Raw genomic sequence first — 21,621 nt, forward strand, 5'->3', positions numbered from 1 at the left:
ATCCCTGAAATTCAATTTATTTTAAGCTTTCAAAAAATCAAGCCACTCCTGTAGCAAATCTTTTATATCGGCCAAAGGAAAGGTATAAGGCAATTTGTCAATTCTGAAATCCGGATATTCTATATCCAGATCATTATGCTCCAGTACCATTGATTCATAAATTGACCTGTAAGGCTCATCCGTATCGAGGAATGTATTAATTTCCTGTAAAAGAAGTTCTGTTCCGGCACGATCTAAACAAGATAAAAACTGCAGACTGTTATTATGGTCTACAATCCCGTCTTTACAACGACAATTATAACCTGTGATACCATCAGAACTTAACTTATAAAATTCTAACCCGTATTGTTCTCTTTTAGTCATATGATAGTTTTTGATCTCCAAATAAAAGGATGTATTTTGAAAAATATAAAATTGCGATGGATAAATTTTGCCCAGCGTTCTCAACTTTGTGCAATAAAAAAGAGTCAGTTACATATTTTGGCTAAAGCCAATTATCACACTCTATAGCATAATTAGGCTTCCTTCGACAGGCTCAGGATGACATTCCCGTTGTTATTAATATTCATTGGAATTACGTTATTTGACATTATAGTCCATATCTACCGCCACTTTCATAAAAAAACCACCGGAACTCCGGTGGTTTAATATGATTGATAATCTTATTATCTTATTCTTCAGTCGAAGGATTCTGATCTCCTGCCGGCTGATCGCCTTCAGGTCTTCTTTCTCTCTCCTGTCTTCTCTCGCCATCATTTCTTCTTTCGCCATCATGCCTTCTTTCTCTGTCACCTTCAGGTCTTCTTTGTCCTTCCGGTCTTCTCTGGCCTTCAGGTCGGTTCGGACGGTCAGAACGCTCAGGTCGGTCGGAACGTTCAGGTCTTCCCTGCCCTTCCGCTTTAGGAGGTCTTGGCAACAATACCTTTCTGGAAAGTTTCATTTTCTTACGGTCATCGTAACCCATGAACTTCACTTCCACTTCATCTCCTTCGTTGTAAGGAACCTTATCCAGACGCGACCATTCGATCTCGGAGATGTGAAGAAGTCCTTCCGTACCTTTAGCAATCGCTACGAAAGCTCCGAAGTCCATTACTTTCACCACTTTACCGTTGTACACTTCTCCAACTACCGGTACGAAAGTAATTTCATTGATTTTCGCGATGGCTTCGTTGATCTTCTCTCTGCTAACCCCGGAAATTTCGATTCTTCCGATCTCGCCGATTTCTTCAATGGCAATAACGGTATCGGTATCCTTCTGCATCTGCTGGATGATCTTTCCTCCAGGCCCGATTACGGCACCGATGAAATCTTTAGGGATTTCCATCATCACCATCTTCGGAGCATGTGGCTTCACATCAGCTCTTGGTTCAGCAATGGTTTCCGTGATTTTATTTAAGATATGTAATCTACCGTCTTTAGCCTGCATCAATGCTTTTTCCATAATGTCCATGGAAAGTCCCTGGATTTTGATATCCATCTGGCAAGCGGTGATTCCGTCTGCCGTTCCGGTTACTTTAAAGTCCATATCCCCCAGGTGATCTTCATCCCCTAGGATATCGGATAATACGGTGAAATTTCCAGTTTTGGTATCCGTTACCAGTCCCATCGCAATCCCGGAAACCGGCTTTGCAATCTGGATCCCGGCATCCATCAGCGCAAGCGTTCCTGCACAAACGGTAGCCATGGAAGACGAACCGTTGGATTCTAAGATATCGGAAACGATTCTGATCGTATATGGATTTTCCTCAGGAATCATGTTCGCCAAAGCTCTCTGAGCAAGGTTTCCGTGACCAACCTCTCTTCTGGAAGTTCCTCTTAAAGGTCTTGCTTCACCTGTTGAGAACGGAGGGAAATTGTAGTGTAAGAAGAATCTTTCGTCGTAATTTACCATTACGCTGTCTACCATGTTGGCATCTTTAATAGATCCCAGCGTTACAGCGGTAAGAGACTGCGTTTCCCCTCTCGTGAAAACAGCAGATCCGTGAGCCCCCGGTAAATAATCGATCTCACTCCAGATCGGACGGATGGTTTCAGGATCACGGCCGTCAAGACGGATTTTTTCATTTAAAATCATCTGGCGCATCGCCTCTTTTTCTACATCGTGGTAATATACTTTTACGAAAGGCGTTACTCTTTCCAGCTCCTCAGGATTATCTACATACTGCGCAAGGAATTCTTCACGTACCGCTTTGAATTTTTCCGCTCTTTCTTCTTTTCCTGAAGGGGTCTTTGCTACCTCGTATACTTTATCGTATGTTTCTTTCCAAACCTTTTCACGAATGGCTTCATCGTGAGTTTCGTGGATGTATTCTCTTTTCGGGAACGATTTTCCTACTTTTTCAGCCAGTCTTTCCTGTGCCTCTACCTGTTTTTTGATTTCCGCATGCGCGAAAGTAATGGCTTCCAGCATTTCCTGCTCGGAGATTTCTTTCATTTCCCCCTCTACCATTACGATAGAATCTTTAGTAGCTCCTACCATGATATCCAGGTCGGAATCTTTAAGGTCTGCGTAATTCGGGTTGATGGAAAGTTCGCCGTTGATTCTTACCACCCTTACTTCAGACATCGGCCCGTTGAAAGGAATATCGGTAATGGCAATCGCTGAAGATGCCGCAAGACCGGCAAGGTCATCCGGAATCGACTGTCCGTCGTAAGAGATCAGGGAAATCATCACCTGAACTTCCGCGTGGAAATCTTCCGGGAACAAAGGTCTTAATACTCTGTCTACAAGACGCATCGTCAGGATTTCCTGGTCGGAAGGACGCGCTTCTCTTCTGAAAAAGTTTCCGGGAATTTTACCGCCCGCATAGAACTTCTCTCTGTAATCTACCGTTAACGGCAGGAAATCCACACCGGGATTTGCTTCTTTGTTTGCGACAACCGTTGCTAACAACATGGTTCCGCCCATTTTTACGACAACAGATCCGTCGGCCTGCTTAGCCAGTTTTCCTGTTTCAATAGTGATTTCTCTGCCGTCTGCAAGAGTAATCAGCTCTGTAATTGCTTGAGGTACACTCATAAATTGTTTGTGTTGCACTCCGTATTGAGTGCTTTTTAAGATTATATTTCGTCTAAATTTACCTGCAAATTTAAGGTAATTATTTGGATTAAGCCCCCAGGTCTTTTAAAATCGTTACGGAAAGAAGCTTCAAAGTTGTTTTTACTGAAATGGAGAATGATAAAAAGCTCTGAGCCTATGATTTCATTTTAACGTCACCGACGCTAAGGAATTTGTTTAGCATAAAGCGAATTTTCCGGCCGCAAGGGCGTTTGACTCCGTCGAATCTTCTATTCACTAAGCAAATGATAGCAGTGGATAGGTTTAAAATTAAATTAGCTTTTCCGAATTAATTATGAAGTAATACCAAATAAAAAAGCAACCTCTTACGAAGTTGCTTTATTTTTAAATCTCTGTAGATTATTTTCTTAAACCTAGTTCAGCGATGATCGCTCTGTATCTTGTAATATCTTTTTTCTTAAGATAATCCAAAAGGCTTTTTCTTTTACCTACCAGCTTTACCAATGATCTTTCAGTATTGAAGTCATGACGGTTGGCCTTCAAGTGCTGGGATAAGTGGTTGATTCTGAAAGTAAATAAAGCTACCTGTCCTTCAGCGCTTCCTGTGTCCTGTGCAGATTTTCCGTGTTTTGCGAAAATTTCTGCTTTTTTTTCTGTTGTTAAGTACATTCCAATATTGTTTAATGATTATTATGTAACGGCTGCAAAAGTACGATTTATTTTTGAATCTGCCAACATTATCGATTTCATTTATCGGCATTCATAGAGAAAAATGTTAAAAATTTCTTAAAAAAATTATGTGATGCCATCAAAAGGCAGTAATTTTGCATGGTAATTAGTGATGGAAAAAAAACTAACTTTTATTCTATGTGCCGGACTTCTTTTTGGAGGTGTTTTCATACTGAAAGCACAAAAGTCTGCTGGCGAAAAAATCAATAAAGTCCTGTACTTCAACCCTGAAGTGGAACCTGATCTTGAAGAGATTAAAGAACCTACCAATACGGCTTTCTTCAGTGCCGTTTCCGATAATTTAAGCGAAAGGAAAAACAAAATGCTTAAAACGGAGACCCAGATTTCTTTCGACAGCATCGATCAAAAAACCATTGCAGATTACTGCATGAATAATGACGCAGACTTTGCTGTTGTTCCCAAAGTGAAATATTTCAAAGTAGGGTTCGGGAAGTATGTATTCTCCAACCAGGTGGTGGTCAGCATGAAACTTTTTGATGCGCAGGGAAACCTTCTCACCGAGACCGATTATGATACCTATAAAAAGAACATGCGTCTGCTGGGTTCCACCACAAACTCTGTAAAGATCGGTACCAATGGTGCCATTAAAGGAATTTTAAAGCAGTTTAGAAAAAGCAGGCATTCTGACGGCACCGGATTTTAAAAATCAACGACTGATTTTCATATTGTCGGCTAAAATTTAATCAGGTAACCCCTACCTTACCTTTTCCACTTCCACATCATCGTCTATAAATAAAACTGTGCACTTCATTAAATTTAATTGATTTAAATTCATAACATGGTGAATAATTTAAAATATTTTAGTAATTTCGGAAGAACAATTCATTCAAACTATCTCAATAGAAATTTCTTGAGCACCGGTATTCGTACGGGTGCTTTTTTTATTTAATACTAATACTGCTGCCGGATATAAATCAAAATCAAATTGTTAACAATAAATATTTTTCATTTTATAGTGATTAATTGAAAAAGTTCATGTATATTTAATCACATCAAAATCCATTTTTATATGAAAAATACCAATCTAAAAAAGCTTACCCGTAAAGAACAGGGAAAAATCAACGGTGGAACGCTGAAAAGATGCCAGGACCATTATGAATGTCCGGGAGGTTCCTGCTGCCAGAACGTGTGCGTCCTTTACAATTGTCCTGAAGTATAAATTTAAATTCAATCAACCATAATCTATTACTATGAAAAATTTAAAAAAATTAACCAGAAAACAGCAAGAAGCAATTAATGGTGGAGCCATTACTAAATGTAGAACTCATTCAGATTGCGTTATAGGCTGGTGTTGTAACATGATGTGTGCACCATATGCCTGTATAGAAGACTAAGTATTAACCAAATTTTCAAAAGCATCTGTTTACAGGTGCTTTTTTTGTCTGCAGCCGAAAAAAGTTTAATTAATCCTTAAATTTTCCACTTCATTCTTCAATTTTAAAAAATTGAATTATTTTTGTAGTATCCTAAAAAAATCACGTTTTGAATTCTAAAGACGAACTTATATTCAACCCTGAAGATATTGCCGAAACCCTCAGTGAACTCCACGCCGATGAGAGGCTTCTGGCATTCCTGAAAGTTCCGAAAGAATACAAAGCGGAAGTTTTCTCTCACCTGAATCCCGATTTCCAGGAAGAAACCATCCGAAGCATCGGCAGCGACGAAGTTTCGGAGATCCTGAATGCCATGACCCCGGATGACCGGACGGCCCTGTTTGAAGATTTTCCGGATGAACTGATCAAATACTCCATCAACCACCTGAATCCCCAGGAACGGAGAATTGCTTTAAAGCTTTTGGGATACGATTCCGATTCCATTGCCCGTCTGATGACACCATATTACATCCAGATCCGTAAGGAATGGACCATCAAAAGATGCCTTCAGCAGATCAAGAAAGTGGGAAGCAAAGTGGAAACAATGAACTATCTTTATGTAGTAGACGAGAGAAACCGGCTGATTGACGATATTGCTTTGGGAAGCCTGCTGCTGGCAGAAGAAGATACGATGGTTGCGGATATTACCGATAACCATTTCGTAGCGATTACTACAACCACGACCAAAGAAGATGCTGTTCAGTATTTCGAGAAATATGACCGTGCGGCCCTTCCTATCATTACCGAATCAGGAGTATTGGTGGGTATTGTAACAATCGACGACATCTTAGACCAAATTGAACAGCAGAATACCGAGGATATCCAGAAGTTCGGGGGACTGGAAGCCCTTGATCTTCCGTATACCCAGACTTCTCTTATAGAGATGGTTAAAAAAAGAGGCATGTGGCTGATTATTCTCTTCTTTTCCGAAATGCTGACTGCTTCGGCGATGGGGTATTTTGAAGATGAAATCCAGAAAGCGGTGGTGCTGGCTCTATTTGTCCCGCTGATTATTTCCAGCGGCGGAAATTCCGGTTCCCAGGCGGCAACCCTTATTATCAGGGCGATGGCGCTCCAGGAAATAGGACTGAAAGACTGGTGGTATGTGATGCGAAAAGAGATTTTCACAGGACTGCTTCTCGGCGGAATCCTGGGGATTATCGGTTTTCTCCGGATTATGATCTGGCACAAGACCGGACTTTTTAATTACGGGGCTTACTGGCCGTTTGTCGGATTAAGCGTGGGGGTTTCCTTGGTAATGATTGTGCTTTGGGGAACGCTTTCCGGTTCCATGGTTCCTTTTATCCTTAAAAAAATGAAACTCGATCCCGCGACCTCCTCCGCCCCTTTTGTAGCCACTTTGGTGGATGTTACCGGACTGATCATCTATTTTTCCGTTGCCGGACTTTTCTTAACGGGCAAACTTTTGTAATTTTAGGCCACCTCTAAAATATTACAATGAAAATAGTTTCTCTGGTTCCTTCTATTACGGAGGCTTTATTTGACTTAGGTTTAACGGAACAGGAAATCGTCGGAAGGACGAAATTCTGCATCCATCCGGCGGATAGAGTAAAAAATGTTTCTGTAATCGGCGGGACGAAAAACATCAACATCGATAAGATCAAAGCCCTTCAGCCGGACCTGATCTTAGCCAACAAAGAAGAAAACGTGAAAGAGCAGGTAGAAGCATTGATGGATGATTTCAAAGTGATCGTGACGAATGTTGAGAATATCGAAGACAATTATTACCTGCTGAAAAATCTCGGGAAATTATTGAACAGGGAAGACCTGGCGCAAGCTTTCAATCTGAAAATTTACGAGGTCCTGAACCAGCCTGCTCCCGATTCCAGGTTAAAAGCTGCTTACCTGATCTGGAAAAACCCTTATATGACCGTTGGCTCCGATACCTTCATCCATAAAATTCTGGAAGAAACCGGCTTTGAAAATATCTTTGGTCACCGGAAACGCTATCCTGAAATTACCACCGAAGATTTAGCCGCGGCTGATCTCATCATGCTTTCTTCCGAACCATTTCCTTTTAAGGAAAAACACATTGAAGAACTAAAAACCGTTTATCCTGATAAAAAGATCATGATTGTGGATGGGGAAGCCTTCTCCTGGTACGGAACTCACATCGCCAAATGCGGGGATTATTTTAATGACCTGATCCAGGAAGTGAATGCAGAGATTGTTAAATAAATCAGAAGACCATTTTCAGAATGGAATTCTTGAAATATTTTAGAATACATCAGAAGACACCGGGTACACCCGGTTCTATTGTCATGACGCCCTTTCAGGACTTTGAATATTAATCCGGGAATACAGCAGACAATATAAATATGCGCAAACATCTGTGTCAATCCGTGGTTTAAAATCCTGCGTATTCAGGACTTCAATAATCGGGATTGCATATTACACCGGGTTTCACCCGGTGCTATTGTTGTGACGCCCTTTCAGGGCTTTGGAAGTTAACCAGACGACGATTAGCAAACTGATTTAAAGACAAGAGAAACCAAGCCGAGCGATTTTCTAATACGCTGATTGGATCCCTACGGGATAGATAAACAAAATGTTGAAATTATTATTCACTGTCCTTTGTAATGAATGGTTATCCAATGGCTGAGAACCCCAAAGCCATGCAAATCTCTAACAAAATTCCTGAAATTGGCGACATGACGTAAGAATGAAGAATTTTTCAATATTTACCGAATACTGAATGTCCTTACAAATGCCCTAGCCCGGATAGAAACGGTTACCCCACAGCAGGCAGTGGCCTTCGCAGCGGCGCGAGGAGTAAGAGTGGATAGCCGGAAACAGCTCCTGAAAAGTTTGAGGGTTGATAAGTTGGAGCGTATGTATGGGAGAAAAAGACAAAACAAAAAACTCCGGCTCAGGGGAGAATCGGAGTGTATATTTTTATTGAAGATTGCTGTTACAGGATTTTGGCAACTTCGTTACAAAGCCATTCCAGCAATTCGCGGTCTTCATCGGTAAACGGGTTGATGGTATGGGAATCGATATCGATCTGGCCGATGTTCTGCCCGTCCTTAAAGATCGGAACTACGATTTCCGCTTTGGTATCGATGGAGCAGCTCAGATAGTTGCTTTCTTCGTGTACATCCGGAACCACAAAGGTTTCGTTGGAAACGGCTACCTGTCCGCAAATCCCTTTTCCGTAAGGGATAATCGTATGATCGGTAGGTGCGCCCACGTAAGGCCCCAGCTTCAGTTCGTCTTTATCTCCGTTTTTAAAATAGAAACCCGTCCAATTGAAATAGGAAATTTCCTGATCCAACAAATGACATACTTTTTCAAGTTTTTCTTCGGTGTTATGTTTCGGACTTTCAAGAATGGAGGAAAGCCTTTTTTTTAATTCTGACATTGTACTATATTGTTTTAAGAGAATTGTTTAAGCGAAAGTTCTTCTTTGTAGCCGAACATCCCGCGTTCCTTTATCATTTCCGCAACCCCTTCCGGAAGCTGGGTTTCCCAGCCCTTGATGTTGCAGCCTATTTTCTTTAAAATATCTCTTGAATAAATTTCCAGGAACTCCGGATTGTAGTTGGTGATGTCCACAATACGTTCGTTGTGCTTGAAATATTTATAGAGCTCTTTTAAATTTTCTTCTACTTTTAAGGTATCGGAATTCAGCAGTTCATGTGTTTCAGGATCTTTGTAAGGATACAGGTATACCCTGAGCCCATTTCTGAAAAATTTACCGAAAGCTTCCAGTATTCCTCCTGATAGGTTCTTGTAATATTTCTCGTCGAATACCATCAGTAAGTTATTTACGCCCATCGCTACCCCGATATTTCCGCTGGTGTAAGAAGCAAAATAATCGATCAACCGGTAATATTCCGAATAATTGGAAATGATTACCGTATATCCCAATTTACCCAGGACATCTACCCGATCCAAGAAATCCCTTTCATCGATATCACCGTCTGCCCGGAGGTTGGAAATGGTGATTTCGATCAGCACTTCTGTAGTGTCGGGGCTGCAGGCGGAATCTTTCAGGAACATATCCATCCCGTTTTTCAGCATATCGATATTCACCTTGGTTACCGGACGGAAACTTCCCCGGACGGCAAAAATATTTTTCTTGTATAAAATGTCGGCAGGAAGCATGTTGTTCCCTTCAGAATTGAAGATCACGGCATCCGTCATCCCATGCTTTACCAGTTGCAAGGACATCAGCCGGTTGTCTACGTATTCAAAGGCCGGACCGCTGAAATCGATCATATCGATCTCCAGATTGTCCTTCGCTACTTCATCGTAAAGGGATTCTACCAGATTTCTCGGGTTATCATAATAATGGAATGCACCAAAGATCAGGTTAACCCCAAGATTTCCTAATGTTTCCTGTTGTAACGTCGCGTCATTTTCCTTGAATTTGACATGGATCACAATTTCGTTATAATCTTCGTTCTCTTTTACCTGAAAACGGATGCCCACCCAGCCGTGGCCTTTAACGGTTTTATCAAAATTAATGGTGGTTACGGTATTGGCATAAGAAAAAAACTTTCGGTTGGGATTGTTTTCCCTGGAAATCCGCTCTTCAATCAAAGCGACTTCATAACGAAGCATTTTCCGAAGACGGTTTTGGGTAACATACCTGTTTTTTACTTCTTTTCCGTAGATGGCATCACTAAAATCTTTGTCGTAAGCCGACATCGCCTTGGCAATTGTACCGGAAGCCCCTCCTGCTCTAAAAAAATGCCGAACAGTCTCCTGCCCTGCTCCAATTTCTGCGAAAGTACCATAAATAGTAGGATCTAGATTAATTGTTAATGCTTTTTGTTTAGGAGTTAGTTTCTGATACATTAGGACATTAAATTTTTCGTAAATTTACCAAAATTAAACCAACCTCAAAAGAAATGAAGTTGAAATTTTTAGGAACGGGAACATCCCAAGGCGTACCCGTGATCGGCTGCACCTGCGAGGTATGCACTTCAAAAAATCCGAAAGACAACCGTCTCAGATCTTCCGTGATGGTGACCACCGATGAAAACAGGAAAATCCTGATCGACTGCGGTCCCGATTTCCGGCAGCAGATGCTTACCCAAAAAGAAAACCACATCGATGCTGCGTTGCTTACCCATGAACATAACGACCATGTGATCGGTCTTGATGATATGCGTCCGTTGATTTTCAAGACGGGAAAGGATATGCCGTTGTACTGCTATTCGAGAGTCGGGAACGAAGTAAAAAAACGTTTTCCTTACGCCTTTGCCGACGAAAAATATCCCGGCGCTCCCGCTTTTGAGCTGCACGAAATCGAAAATAAGCCTTTCACGGTGTTAGATACGGAAATCACCCCTGTTGAAGTGATTCATTTTAAAATTACGGCTTTCGGTTACCGGTTTAAGGATCTGGCTTACATTACCGATGCCGGTTTTATTTCAGATACGGAAAAAGAAAAATTACAGGATCTGGATACCCTTATCATCAATTGCATCCGGAAATTTGATCCGCATCCGGCGCATTTTATCCTCCCGGACGCCATTCATCTGTTTGAAGAACTGAAACCAAAAAAAATGTTTCTGACCCACCTTAGCCACCATTTCGGGCTGCATGATGTTGAAGAAAAACAACTTCCGGCCGGAATGCACCTGGCCTACGACGGTCTGGAGATAAATTTTTAAAAAATCCTTTTAAAAAGCTTTGGAGTATTAAGAAAAGTTTCTATATTTGCACACCGATTCAAAAGAAGGTAACACTTGCCCAGGTGGCGGAATTGGTAGACGCGCTGGTCTCAAACACCAGTTCTTAGGAGTACCGGTTCGATCCCGGTCCTGGGTACAAAAAATCCTCTGAAACTACGGTTATCAGAGGATTTTTATTTTAAAGGGTGGTCGAAAGGGTGGCTACTTTTTTTGGATCGCGCAAAAATTTGGCGAATAGGCAAAAAGGGTATATATTCAAAAGATGTGCAAAATATGGCTTTCTGCCTACTCACAATTCGTTAGGGAATCTGACACCAAATGAATACATCAATAACAATCAGAAAAAACAACTTTCTCTACTTTAGAATGTTCTATATATTGGGGGTAGGTCAATTCATTAAACATTTCTCACATTAATTTTTTTGAGGATGAACATTTTCAAAATCTTCTCCTGCAAATATTATTAGTCTTTCACCTGTTTTTTGTTTATTATTCTTGGATTCTCATTTTTATAAACTTTCAGCTAACGTTAGATTTACGAATTGTATCAGTATTAGAACATTTTACAATTTACTTTTCTATATATGTTACACAAAAATATATTCTTAGCACTTAATCTATTTGTGTATCTTATTATGTTACAATATTTTGAAATATAGAATATCATCCACTAATTATTTAACTTTCTGTTTTCAAGATTCTTCAGATGGTATGATGCAAATCCTGAAAATGCAACCAAACCGCTGAGAATCCCGACACTTACAAACAGCCCGCGTAATCCAAGCCACTCCCCCAGAGGGTTGGCCATCATCAATCCGACCGGTGCGGCCAAAGCCATTATCATATTTAAGAGCGATAATACCCTTCCCTGGATCCGGTTCGGAATAATGATCTGCAGCAATGCAGTTAAGGGAGCGTTGGCGAAAATGAAGGTAAAAGAGCTGATCATCCACCAGAAGGCCGCGGCCCAGAAGAGATTGGCAGGCATCAGGGCAGTAAGGCTGACGGCAAAACAGGACAATCCCAACCCGGTAAGGATCCAGGTCATTTTTCGTTTGGGCGAAATGATTGTTACTAAAATACCTCCGGCCACCATTCCTGCACCGGCAAGACCTTCCATCAGCCCTACTTCTTCCACGCCGCCCTTGAAATGTTCTTTTACCAGAAGCGGCACAAAGGTAAACGTAGGCATAATTACCAGCACAATGCCGCCTAACAGCAGGAAAAGCCTTTTCAATCCGTGGTCTTTCCAGACCAGGGCAATCCCTTCGCCAAGTTCGGAGATGATTTCCCTGAAAAACGACGCCTTAGTTTTTTCTTTCCTGAACTGCGGAATTGTAAAAAAGAAGAGCGGTACAATGCCCAGCAGGGCTGTAAAAACATCAATGCTTACTGCCCAGCCCAAAGGCATGGCAGTAAGAGCAAGGGCTCCAAGCGGGGCACCGGCGACAAGGGTCGCTCCCATCAGGATCTGGTTCAGGCCTGCAGCCCGCGGAAGAAAATCTTCGGGGACCAGCATGGCGCTACTCGCCTCTACGGCCGGAGACTGAAAAGCCTGCATGGCACCGCGGATGCCCATCATCAGGTAAATATGCCAGAGTTCAACATCATTTGTTAGAAAGAGGATGACCAGAACAGCCACACAAGCTGCGCTGATGATATCAGCAAGGATCATAATCATTTTCCGGCTGTAACGGTCTGCCATCACCCCTCCCACCGGGCTCAGCAATGCTTGTGGAAGAAGGGCAACCATTCCCGCAAAAGCAAGTTTACTAACGCTTCCGGTCGTATCGGCAATCCACCACATCAGGACAAACTGAGTGAGTGCAGAGCCGATGATGGAAAGGGCCTGTCCCGAAAAAATAAACCAGTAGCGTTTCTGCCATTTGGTTCCGGGCAATATTGTTTCAGTAAGCGGACTTTCTTCAGGCAGCTTATCAGGTTTTGTTTTCATAAAAAAATTACTTTTTAGAACAGACTGGTTATCTATCCAGCCACAATTTAAACTGTGGAATTCTGATGCGGCTCACCATCACTTCTGCCTGACGGTCCCTTTTCAGGACGACTTTCAGTTTATCATTAAAATATTTGTGGATGCTGTCAATGCTGTTGATATGCAGGATATACTGGCGGTTCGCCCGGAAGAAATACTGTGTATCAAGCTGCTCTTCTAGCTCCTCCAAGGTATATGGAACGGCTATTGAAGTTTCGTCCAGCAGGTGGAAGTAAACATTTTTATTTTCCAGACAGATATAATCGATCTCTTCCACCGGAATCACCTTGTAGGTTTCCCGGTAATGCAGCAGGAAACGGCTTTTATAGGTTTTCTCCCTGGTTCGGAACATCTCCATGATAGCACCGATTTCCTCTGTGGAAATTTTCGGCTGGACCCGTTTAACCTTTTCCAGTGCTTCTTTCAGTTCATCCTTTTCGATAGGTTTAAGCAGATATGCGGCACCATAGACCTTAAAAGCCTGTAAAGCATACTCATCATAAGCGGTAGTAAAAATAACGGGCGAAGCAACTTTTACCCGGTTAAAAATTTCAAAAGACAATCCGTCCGCCAGCCGGATATCCATAAAAATGACATCAGGTGCCGGGTTTGCTTCCAGCCATTCCACACTTTCCTGTACGGAAGGAAGTATTTCCAGCAGTTGGGCTGCAGGATCCGTTTTCTGTACCAGACTTTTCAATAGTCCTGCGTTATGGGCTTCGTCCTCTATAATTAAATAATTCATTGTTCCGTTTTTTAAATGTTCAAGAGCGGCAGTGTAACTTCAAAAGAAGTACGGGTTTCTGTGATTTCCGGCATTTTACCTTCCAGCAGCTGGTACCGCTCTTTGATATTCTTCAGCCCCATACCCGTACTTTTATAATCGATATTGATGCGCTGAAGATTATTTTTAACGACAATTGTACCGCTATCATCACTTACAATCGATAAATACAGCGGTTTTTTCAGAGTAGACATATTGTGTTTGATAGCGTTTTCAAGCAGCAGCTGCAATGTAACGGGCGGAATACCTTTCCTTCTGTCTGCTTCCTGCACATCAACAGTCAGATGGATGGTTTCACCGTGCCGGATTTTAATGAGGTGGAAATAGGTTTCCACGAACCTCAGTTCCGCATCCAGGGAGACAATGTCTTTTTTACCCGTAGTGAGGATGTACCGGTACACTTTAGAAAGGCTGGACAAAAATTCCTGTGCCGCTTCTTTATTGATCTCGATGAGCTGGGTCAGGATGCTGAAGTTGTTGAACAGAAAATGAGGATCCAGCTGCAGCTTTAAGACTTCCAGTTCGGCTTGCAATGCATTTTCCCTGAGCTGGTGCGACAGGATTTCCAGCTTATTGGTTTCGGTAACTTCCGATTTCCATTTTTCGAAAAAGAAAAAGGAATTGTAGAAACTGTTGACAAAAGCAGCAACTACGATATTTACCACGAGATAATTCCGTACATCGACCTCCACCTCTCCGTTTCCGTCAGCAGATTCCGGCCACAGCTGTTCGTAAAATACATTTTCCAGATACAGCAGCAGGAACATGCAGACAATGACCACACCGGTGGTCAGGACAAAATGAACCAGAATATTGTCTTTCAACCTGTTTTTCCTGTTCACCCAACCGGACAGCAGCCTGATAATCCCGAAAATAACGGCATACATGGCAATGCCTCCGGCAATGGTGATCCAGATTTCTGTCCAGCGGGCTTCCGTATAAAAATCCCACCATTTGCTTTGTGGGTTCAGCAGGTACTGGATCAGATTTGCCAAAGCCACTGAAACCGGCACGCCGCTCCACTGGAAAATGGTTTTCCACATCGATCCTGACTGGTTTTTCAAATTGCTGCTCATCTAATTTCCGCCTAAAGATTTATACAAAGCAAGATAAGTATTTATTTCATTCTGCCGGGCAGCCGTGTATGCCAGTTCCGCCTGGAAAGCACTTTGCTGCACCGTCAATACCTCCAGGTAATTCGCTTCGCCATATTTATACAGCAGCTGTGCATCAGAAATGGCTTTATCCATTGCTTTTTTACGGTTGTTCACTTCGTCCAGCTGTTCTTTTACCCGGATGATGTTGCTCATGGCGGTACTCACTTCTTCTACGGCCATCAATACCGATTTCCGGAACGTATGTACCGCTGCTTCCCGCTGATGGACTGCCTGTTCGTAACCCGAACGGATGCTTCTCCGGTTAAACAGCGGCTGTGCGAGCCCGGCCGCTGCAGTCCCGAACAGGGATTCCGGAATAGAAAACCAGTTGGCCAGGTTGGTGGCATTGGATCCACCCTGCGCGGTAATCTTCAGGCTCGGATAAAATTCAGTCTTGGCGATACCTACCCTTGCGGAAGCGGCCTGCAGCAACAACTCCTGTTGTTTTACATCAGGGCGGTTGGCCAGGAGATCTACCGGAACACCGGCTTCAATTTCTGTGATAAACGCATGATTGCCAAATTGCCCCGACCGTTTTACAGCATCAGGATAATTCCCGGCAAGCGTCTGCAAGGCATTTTCCTGGGCTCTGATACTTCCTTTGATCTCCGGAATTAGGGCACGGGTCTCCGCCAATTGAGCTTCGGCCTGTTTAATGGCCAATGCCGTTACATCCCCTACCGAATATTGGGTTTGCAGTAGGGTAACGGTTTCCTGCATATTTTTTTCAACCTGCTGCGTGATGCTGAGCTGTTGATCAAGGCTTAACAAATTATAATAAGCCTGGGCCGTCTGTGCCACCAGCTGCACCCTTAGCGCCCTCCTGTTTTCAGCCCTACTGAGGTAATTCGCGAGTGATTCTTCGCGCTGCTTTTTCAGCTTGCCCCAAAAATCAACATCCCAGGAAACCACCGGTGCGAAATTGTACTCCTGGAAGGTTACGCCGCCGCCGAAAGAAGCCTGCATGCTGTTTTTAGACAGGCGCTGTAATCCCGTATTCACCTGAAGGCTGATATCGGGAAGGTAATTCAGCTTTACGCTTTTCAATTGGGCTTCCGAAGCCAGAATTTCCTCTGAAGCAATCAACAAATCCGGATTTTTAGCCATTACTTGGTCAAGTAGGGTAAGCAGTTCCCTATCCTTGAAAAAATCACGGTAAGCCGGAATTTCAGATGTTTTCATATTGTCCGGAGCATCCCTGAATTTTGCCGGAAGATTAAGCTCGGGCCTCTGATAATCCCGGGTCACTTTGCAGGACTGCAATACCCCGCAAAAAGTAATGGTTATTAAACTATATCGGGTGAGTCGTTTCATCTTTCTGATTTTTATTGATTGATACCTTATTCTGCAGCCACTGGAACACCATATATAGCACCGGGATAATCATGACGCCCAGGATCACGCCGCTCAACATTCCTCCAGCAGCACTGATGCTGATGGACTTGTTCCCCATCGCCGTTCCGCCTTTGGCAAACATCAGCGGGATCAGCCCGGCGATAAAGGCAAAGGAAGTCATCAGGATCGGGCGCAGACGCATTTTTCCTCCCGCAATCCCTGCTTCAAATACAGACAGGCCTGCTCTGTGCTGCTGAACGGCAAATTCCACGATCAGGATGGCATTTTTAGCTAAAAGTCCCACGAGCATAATGAGCGCGATCTGGACATAAATATTGTTATCGATACCTGCTAATCCCGTAGCGATAAAAACGCCTAAAATTCCTGTCGGCAATGACAGCATCACCGCCAACGGCAGCAGGTAACTTTCATACTGCGCGGCGAGCAGAAAGTAGACAAACAGGATACTCAGTCCGAAAATAAAGATCATCTGCGAACCGGAATTCCGTTCCTGTAAACTCAAACCTCCATATTCATAGCTGTAGCCTTTCGGAAGTTCTTTTTTGAGTACTTCATCAATCACACTCATCACCTTTCCGGTACTTGCTCCTCCGGCAGCATTCGTATTCACCGAGATGCTGTTGTAGAGATTATACCGGCTGATTACCTGCGGGCCGTAGACTTTTTTCAGGCTGACCAGCGTAGAGATCGGAACCATCTTATTTTCGCGGTTGCGGATCATCATATTGTCCAGCGAAGTTTCGTTTTTCCTGAATTCTGCCTCAGAACGTACATTCACGCGGTATAATCTCCCGAACCGGATAAAATCAGTGGTTTGGGAACCGGTAAGGTACAGCTGCATCACATCCATAATTTCTTTCGGCGTAAGCCCCAGCTGCTGGGCCTTGTCTTCATCCAGTACCACTTCATACTGAGGGTAATCGCTCCGGAAACTGATAAATGCAGTCCCAATCTCCGGCTTTTTGCTTAACGCATCAATTACTTTTTTGCTGACCTTTTCGAAATCGGCAATGCTTCCCGAAGCCCGGTCCTGAAGCACAAACTCCACCCCGCCGGCATTTCCGAATCCTTCCACTGCCGGGTTCCTGAAAATCATAAATTCCCCTCTAATTTTACCTTTCACGGCAGACTGTATTTTTTCCATTACCTCATTCATGTCCGATACTGCTCCCCTGTCTTTTGGATTTTTCAAAGTAATAAATCCCATTGCGGAATTGGGTGAAGCCGCTGAGCTGAACAGGTTAAAGCCGGAAACGGTACTGATGCTTTTCACTTCGGGCATGCTGCGGACAATCCTGGTAGCTTTTTCCATTTCCTTTGTAATGTATTGCAGATTGGCACCGGCCTGAAGGTTGACGACAAAAGTCAGGTTGTTATCATCTTCTTCCGGTACAAAACCTTTTTGGGCATTGCTCATCAGGAAGAAGGTACCGAAAGCAATCAGGGCCAGAGCACCCAAAGCAATAATCATCCTTTTACCAAGGAAACGGATCGCTCCTACATATTTATCCGTCAGCCGTTCGAAGCTTGTATTAAAAGCACTGGCAAACCTTTGGGTAAACTTTTGAGGCTCCCCTTTATCTTGCGCATGTTTATTTTTTAGCAATAAAGCACACAAGGCCGGACTTAAAGTCAGGGCATTGACGGCCGAGATCAGAATGGCAATGGCCAGCGTGTAGGAAAACTGCTTGTAGAAAACACCGGCCGGGCCTTCCATAAATCCTACGGGAAGGAATACGGCCGACATCACCAGAGTAATCGAAATAATAGCCCCGCTGATCTCGCTCATGGCTGAAGCGGTGGCAGTCCTTGCATTTTCACCCGTCTCTTCCATTTTCGCGTGGATGGCTTCCACCACCACAATGGCATCATCCACCACAATTCCGATAGCCAGCACCAACGCAAACAGGGTCAGCACATTCACCGAAAAGCCTATGAGGTACATGAAGAAAAAAGTACCGATGATGGATACGGGAACGGCAATAGCGGGAATGATAGTCGACCGGAAATCCTGCAGGAAAACCAGCACGACAATGAATACCAGGATAAAGGCCTCGATCAGGGTGGATTTCATCTGTGAGATGGACGCATCCAGACGGTCTTTCGTGTTCTGGATGATCTCAAACTTAATGCCGTCCGGCACCTGCGACTGAAACTTTTTCAATGATTCCTGTACTTTGATGGCAATCTCATTGGCGTTGGAACCGCTGGCCTGGATCACGGAAAAAACTACCGAAGGTTTCCCGTCGGTAAACGTATCGCTGGAATAATTCGACAGCCCGAATTCAATCCTGGCTACATCCGTCAGCCGCAATACGGAGCCGTCTGTTTTGGAGCGTAGGATGATCTTTTCAAATTCTTCGGGTTTGTTCAGTTTTCCTTTGTACCGCAAGACGTACTGCAGCTGTGCATCCGATTCTTCTCCGAGGCTTCCCGGCGAAGATTCAAAGCTGTAATTCTGGATAGCCGTTTCCACATCGGAAGGCACCAGACCATACGCAGCCAATTTCGAGGGATTGATCCAGACGCGGACGGAATAGTCTTTGGCCCCGAATAAACTTACATTTCCCACTCCGGGAATCCTTTTCAGTTCGGGAACCAGGTTGATGTTGGCATAATTCTGAAGAAAGGCCTCGTCATAAAGTTCCGGTTTTTCACTGTTGATATTCACTACCATCAGGTTGCTGGTCTGCTGTTTGGTTGTGGTAAGCCCCAGACGGATGACTTCCGCCGGCAGTTGGGCATTCACCTGGGCGACGCGGTTCTGTACATTAACGGCCGCCTGGTCAGGATCCACCTCCTGCTTAAAGATGACGGTAACGGAAAAACTGCCGTCGTTGGAAGCCGTGGACGTCATGTACTGCATATTTTCCACCCCATTGATGGCCTGCTCCAGCGGCGTAACCACCGATCGGATCACGCTTTCAGCATTGGCACCGGGATAAACACCGGAAACAAAGACGGTAGGCGGAGCTATTTCGGGAAACTGCGTCATCGGGATGCGCTGCAGGCCTACAATACCCAGCAGCACCAGTATAATGGAGATTACCGTAGCCAGTACGGGTCTTCTGATAATTTTATTGAACATATCCGAAAAGTTTTATTGAACCGCTTTTGGAGTAATGACGGAATTTTCAGGAATGGAAGCCAGCTCGTTGGCCACGATCCGGTCGTCCGGAGCAAAGCCTGATTTCATAAGGTAGAAATTACCCGACCTTGTAAAATCTTTTAAGGCTTTCCGGGTCACTTTATTCTGACGGTTCAACAGTCCCACAAATATTTTGTCCTGTACTTCATAGGTAGCAAGCAAAGGAATCTTATAAACATTCTGCTGAATTGTTTTCAGCACGATTCGCCCGGTGTTACCGGTCCGGAGCAGGCCTTCCGGGTTTGGAAATGAAGCACGGAGCGATACGGAACCGGTGTTCTGATCGAACTGCCCGTCCATCATGTCGATTTTCCCGGCGTGGCTGTAGGGTTTGCCGTCTGCGAGCAGTAAAGTAATGTCCCGAAAGCCTTTCAGTTTTTCGATTAAGGTTTTTCCGGGGCGGGTGGCATTGATGTTCAGGATTTCCTTTTCGGGAAGCGAAAAGTAGACATAGATTTCACTTACCTGCGACAGGGTGGTTAAAGCCTGCGCATCATTAGGCCCTACCAACGCGCCGATCCGGTTGGGAATCCGGCCGATGTAACCGCTTACCGGCGCTTTGACGATAGAAAATCCCACATTGAGATCGGCCGAGGCAACAAGCGCCTGATGCTGTTTTACGGCAGCGAGCGCATTGTCATAATTGGTCTTGGCTTTCCGGTACTGGAAATCGGCCACGACTTTATTATCCGTCAGCACTTTGTATTTATCCAGTTCCAGTTTTGCAGATGCCAGCTGTGATTTTGCCATTTCCAAGGCCGCCAAGGCCGTATTTCTTTGCTCCCGGTATACATTGGCGTTGATCCTGAAAACAGGCTGTCCGGCTCTTACATAAGCTCCTTCATCCACATAAATTTTGTCGATATACCCGCTGATCTGCGGCCGCAGCTGTACATTGTCCTTACCCTGCAAGCTGGCAGGAAAGGTTTGCTCCACCACCGCTTCTTCCGGATGAAGGGTCATGATTTCCGCCTGAACAGGTTCTGCCTGCTCGGTCCTATCCTGATCTTTGCTTCCTCCGCAGCTCATTATGAATACCGCAAAGGCTGCCAAAAAACCTGTGTTGAGAATTTTAAGATATTTTTTTACATCCATTACGCTCTGTCTTGCTTTTTAAGGCAAAGCTACCGCTGCACTGCGAGCGTTAAAACCGTTTTGTAACCGAAATGTGGAAAATGGCGGGTGAAATGTAAGAATGAGGAACTGAACTTATGTAGTATTTAAATTATTTTATTTTTTAAATAATTACAACTGTCTCTTTTGTTAACTGTTTCGGATGAGATTACCAAGCTGTTGCCAACATACTATTTATCTACACTCATCCAAATTATGATAAACATTAATCATTATATCGTCAAATGATCTTATATTAGATGATGAAAAAATTAAATAGTGACCAATCAAGTTGCTACACTTTTTCAAATGTTTACTGTCCTCTTTTAAAATAAAATCAAAATTAAAAAAATTGAAACAACTTTACATATTATTATTTGTTTTGCTCGTTAATTCCTGTACAAAAAATGAATTTTCGGCTGAAAGCAACCTTCCTGGAGATGAAGATTTTCAAAAAGAAATACAGTCTGAATTAAACAGATATTTTTCGGAAGAACCTAATAAAACATTGAAAATAAATTGGCACCTGTTAAATAATAAACCATTAGAAAAAGAAAATTCATATCCGGAATATTTTGTGTGGGTAAAAATTTATGAAGATAAGAGACTTGTAAATCAGGGATTGACAAAGCTTTTGGTAAAAGATAAAAAATTTCATTCGATTTCATTTATGAATGATGAAAGACTTCGTCAAGTTCCCTATGATGCAGAAAGAGAGTTTACAACTGAAATCCTGGAAAAAATCAAAGATAAAATTTCAAATTCGGCAAAAAGCAAATAGGATTATCAAAGATGGAAAAATTCCTAATTAGAAAAAATAATTCTGGAAACTCTATAAGACTTACGGCAAAATAATCACTTACTGAGTAGTGTCTTTTTCAAATTTGTTGTAGCCCTCTATTTCGTCACCTTTGAACCAAATGTCTTTATCTCCTAATTTCCATTGTTTTGTCGAATCGTAGTTCCTCTCTTTGTAAATAGACATTTTTTGTCCATCATATATACTTAATCCTTTACCACATTCAAAACATATTACACCATTTTTATCTTCATAAATATTTCTTACCTGATTGTGACTTAACCCGTTTTCTGTTGTGAAATATTGAAACTTACCATTATGAAGCAAACACACGCCTTCTCTGTCGCTACCAAACCAAATGTTTCTTTTATTATCCTCTAAAAATGACCGAATGCTTGTTGTAAATTTCAACAACTTGCTGTTAGTTTTAACGTGAATTCGACTATAAATAACTGATTAACAC

The 21,621-nt window shown here is 43.1% G+C and carries 18 protein-coding genes and 1 tRNA gene; 7 read left to right on the forward strand and 12 right to left on the reverse strand.

Annotation, left to right across the window (positions count from 1 at the left end; genetic code table 11):
- Window positions 1-21: 21 nt before the first annotated feature.
- The 3 genes from ACED20_RS19895 to rpsO form a co-directional block, all read right to left on the reverse strand.
- Window positions 22-363, reverse strand: a complete 342-nt coding sequence (locus ACED20_RS19895) for a hypothetical protein (RefSeq protein ID WP_294237446.1) — start codon at window positions 361-363, stop codon at window positions 22-24.
- A gap of 307 nt (window positions 364-670) precedes the next feature.
- The gene (locus tag ACED20_RS19900; protein WP_294310085.1) at window positions 671-3,019 is read right to left on the reverse strand and encodes a polyribonucleotide nucleotidyltransferase; all 2,349 of its coding nucleotides are present in this window, start codon (window positions 3,017-3,019) and stop codon (window positions 671-673) included.
- Between the two features lie 399 nt (window positions 3,020-3,418).
- Window positions 3,419-3,688 carry a 30S ribosomal protein S15 gene (gene rpsO / locus ACED20_RS19905; RefSeq protein WP_034704056.1) on the reverse strand — a complete coding sequence of 90 codons (270 nt, stop codon included), beginning with the start codon at window positions 3,686-3,688 and terminating at the stop codon, window positions 3,419-3,421.
- 172 nt (window positions 3,689-3,860) lie between these two features.
- On the opposite strand from rpsO, the gene ACED20_RS19910 reads away from it, so the two are divergent.
- The 4 genes from ACED20_RS19910 to ACED20_RS19925 all read left to right on the forward strand — a co-directional run bounded on the left by ACED20_RS19910 (window position 3,861) and on the right by ACED20_RS19925 (window position 7,341).
- The gene (locus ACED20_RS19910; RefSeq protein WP_294231307.1) at window positions 3,861-4,412 is read left to right on the forward strand and encodes a pyruvate decarboxylase; all 552 of its coding nucleotides are present in this window, start codon (window positions 3,861-3,863) and stop codon (window positions 4,410-4,412) included.
- A gap of 366 nt (window positions 4,413-4,778) precedes the next feature.
- The gene (locus ACED20_RS19915) at window positions 4,779-4,928 is read left to right on the forward strand and encodes a hypothetical protein (protein ID WP_294201834.1); all 150 of its coding nucleotides are present in this window, start codon (window positions 4,779-4,781) and stop codon (window positions 4,926-4,928) included.
- A gap of 323 nt (window positions 4,929-5,251) precedes the next feature.
- A complete protein-coding gene (mgtE, locus tag ACED20_RS19920; RefSeq protein WP_294237441.1) occupies window positions 5,252-6,574 on the forward strand; it encodes a magnesium transporter in 1,323 nt (440 codons plus the stop codon).
- 26 nt (window positions 6,575-6,600) lie between these two features.
- Window positions 6,601-7,341: a helical backbone metal receptor gene (locus ACED20_RS19925; protein WP_378106488.1), complete on the forward strand. Its 741-nt coding sequence runs from the start codon at window positions 6,601-6,603 to the stop codon at window positions 7,339-7,341.
- A 733-nt stretch (window positions 7,342-8,074) separates the two neighbouring features.
- On the opposite strand, the gene ACED20_RS19930 is transcribed toward ACED20_RS19925, so the two are convergent.
- On the reverse strand, window positions 8,075-8,524 hold the full coding sequence (locus tag ACED20_RS19930) for a GAF domain-containing protein (RefSeq protein ID WP_294197858.1): 450 nt from the start codon (window positions 8,522-8,524) through the stop codon (window positions 8,075-8,077).
- Between the two features lie 14 nt (window positions 8,525-8,538).
- Window positions 8,539-9,966 (reverse strand): TonB-dependent receptor, encoded by a 1,428-nt coding sequence (locus ACED20_RS19935; RefSeq protein WP_149246817.1) that lies wholly within the window; start codon window positions 9,964-9,966, stop codon window positions 8,539-8,541.
- Between the two features lie 53 nt (window positions 9,967-10,019).
- On the opposite strand from ACED20_RS19935, the gene ACED20_RS19940 reads away from it, so the two are divergent.
- Entirely contained in the window at window positions 10,020-10,787 is a 768-nt protein-coding gene (locus ACED20_RS19940) for an MBL fold metallo-hydrolase (RefSeq protein WP_378106491.1), read from the forward strand.
- A gap of 77 nt (window positions 10,788-10,864) precedes the next feature.
- Window positions 10,865-10,944 (forward strand) — tRNA-Leu (locus ACED20_RS19945).
- A 534-nt stretch (window positions 10,945-11,478) separates the two neighbouring features.
- Here the strand turns inward: ACED20_RS19945 and ACED20_RS19950 are convergent.
- The 6 genes from ACED20_RS19950 to ACED20_RS19975 are packed head-to-tail and all read right to left on the reverse strand — an operon-like array spanning window position 11,479 to window position 20,341.
- On the reverse strand, window positions 11,479-12,762 hold the full coding sequence (locus ACED20_RS19950) for an MFS transporter (RefSeq protein WP_345767516.1): 1,284 nt from the start codon (window positions 12,760-12,762) through the stop codon (window positions 11,479-11,481).
- Between the two features lie 28 nt (window positions 12,763-12,790).
- Complete coding sequence (locus ACED20_RS19955) at window positions 12,791-13,546, reverse strand: LytTR family DNA-binding domain-containing protein (protein WP_294237431.1); 756 nt, start codon at window positions 13,544-13,546, stop codon at window positions 12,791-12,793.
- A gap of 11 nt (window positions 13,547-13,557) precedes the next feature.
- Window positions 13,558-14,661: a sensor histidine kinase gene (locus ACED20_RS19960; RefSeq protein ID WP_378106494.1), complete on the reverse strand. Its 1,104-nt coding sequence runs from the start codon at window positions 14,659-14,661 to the stop codon at window positions 13,558-13,560.
- Window positions 14,662-16,056 carry an efflux transporter outer membrane subunit gene (locus ACED20_RS19965; RefSeq protein WP_378106496.1) on the reverse strand — a complete coding sequence of 465 codons (1,395 nt, stop codon included), beginning with the start codon at window positions 16,054-16,056 and terminating at the stop codon, window positions 14,662-14,664.
- Window positions 16,034-19,186 carry an efflux RND transporter permease subunit gene (locus ACED20_RS19970; protein WP_378106498.1) on the reverse strand — a complete coding sequence of 1,051 codons (3,153 nt, stop codon included), beginning with the start codon at window positions 19,184-19,186 and terminating at the stop codon, window positions 16,034-16,036. The genes ACED20_RS19965 and ACED20_RS19970 overlap by 23 nt, the downstream gene beginning before the upstream one ends.
- Before the next feature lie 12 nt (window positions 19,187-19,198).
- Complete coding sequence (locus ACED20_RS19975) at window positions 19,199-20,341, reverse strand: efflux RND transporter periplasmic adaptor subunit (protein WP_378106500.1); 1,143 nt, start codon at window positions 20,339-20,341, stop codon at window positions 19,199-19,201.
- 370 nt (window positions 20,342-20,711) lie between these two features.
- Between ACED20_RS19975 and ACED20_RS19980 the strand changes: the two genes are divergently transcribed.
- Window positions 20,712-21,140 carry a hypothetical protein gene (locus tag ACED20_RS19980; RefSeq protein ID WP_294238470.1) on the forward strand — a complete coding sequence of 143 codons (429 nt, stop codon included), beginning with the start codon at window positions 20,712-20,714 and terminating at the stop codon, window positions 21,138-21,140.
- Window positions 21,141-21,218: 78 nt separating this feature from the next.
- Here the strand turns inward: ACED20_RS19980 and ACED20_RS19985 are convergent, their stop codons facing one another.
- Window positions 21,219-21,572, reverse strand: coding sequence for a two-component regulator propeller domain-containing protein (locus tag ACED20_RS19985; RefSeq protein ID WP_378106502.1), 354 nt, complete (start codon window positions 21,570-21,572; stop codon window positions 21,219-21,221).
- Window positions 21,573-21,621: the final 49 nt, after the last annotated feature.

Source organism: Chryseobacterium sp. sg2396, from assembly GCF_042610505.1.
In the GTDB taxonomy this organism is placed as follows: Bacteria; Bacteroidota; Bacteroidia; order Flavobacteriales; family Weeksellaceae; genus Chryseobacterium.

Bases quoted from the DNA above. Each gene is read 5' to 3' on its own strand.
- ACED20_RS19895 (WP_294237446.1), bottom strand. From the start codon at position 363: ATGACTAAAAGAGAACAATACGGGTTAGAATTTTATAAGTTAAGTTCT.
- ACED20_RS19900 (WP_294310085.1), bottom strand. From the start codon at position 3,019: ATGAGTGTACCTCAAGCAATTACAGAGCTGATTACTCTTGCAGACGGC.
- rpsO (WP_034704056.1), bottom strand. From the start codon at position 3,688: ATGTACTTAACAACAGAAAAAAAAGCAGAAATTTTCGCAAAACACGGA.
- ACED20_RS19910 (WP_294231307.1), top strand. From the start codon at position 3,861: ATGGAAAAAAAACTAACTTTTATTCTATGTGCCGGACTTCTTTTTGGA.
- ACED20_RS19915 (WP_294201834.1), top strand. From the start codon at position 4,779: ATGAAAAATACCAATCTAAAAAAGCTTACCCGTAAAGAACAGGGAAAA.
- ACED20_RS19925 (WP_378106488.1), top strand. From the start codon at position 6,601: ATGAAAATAGTTTCTCTGGTTCCTTCTATTACGGAGGCTTTATTTGAC.
- ACED20_RS19930 (WP_294197858.1), bottom strand. From the start codon at position 8,524: ATGTCAGAATTAAAAAAAAGGCTTTCCTCCATTCTTGAAAGTCCGAAA.
- ACED20_RS19935 (WP_149246817.1), bottom strand. From the start codon at position 9,966: ATGTATCAGAAACTAACTCCTAAACAAAAAGCATTAACAATTAATCTA.
- ACED20_RS19940 (WP_378106491.1), top strand. From the start codon at position 10,020: ATGAAGTTGAAATTTTTAGGAACGGGAACATCCCAAGGCGTACCCGTG.
- ACED20_RS19950 (WP_345767516.1), bottom strand. From the start codon at position 12,762: ATGAAAACAAAACCTGATAAGCTGCCTGAAGAAAGTCCGCTTACTGAA.
- ACED20_RS19955 (WP_294237431.1), bottom strand. From the start codon at position 13,546: ATGAATTATTTAATTATAGAGGACGAAGCCCATAACGCAGGACTATTG.
- ACED20_RS19960 (WP_378106494.1), bottom strand. From the start codon at position 14,661: ATGAGCAGCAATTTGAAAAACCAGTCAGGATCGATGTGGAAAACCATT.
- ACED20_RS19965 (WP_378106496.1), bottom strand. From the start codon at position 16,056: ATGAAACGACTCACCCGATATAGTTTAATAACCATTACTTTTTGCGGG.
- ACED20_RS19970 (WP_378106498.1), bottom strand. From the start codon at position 19,186: ATGTTCAATAAAATTATCAGAAGACCCGTACTGGCTACGGTAATCTCC.
- ACED20_RS19975 (WP_378106500.1), bottom strand. From the start codon at position 20,341: ATGGATGTAAAAAAATATCTTAAAATTCTCAACACAGGTTTTTTGGCA.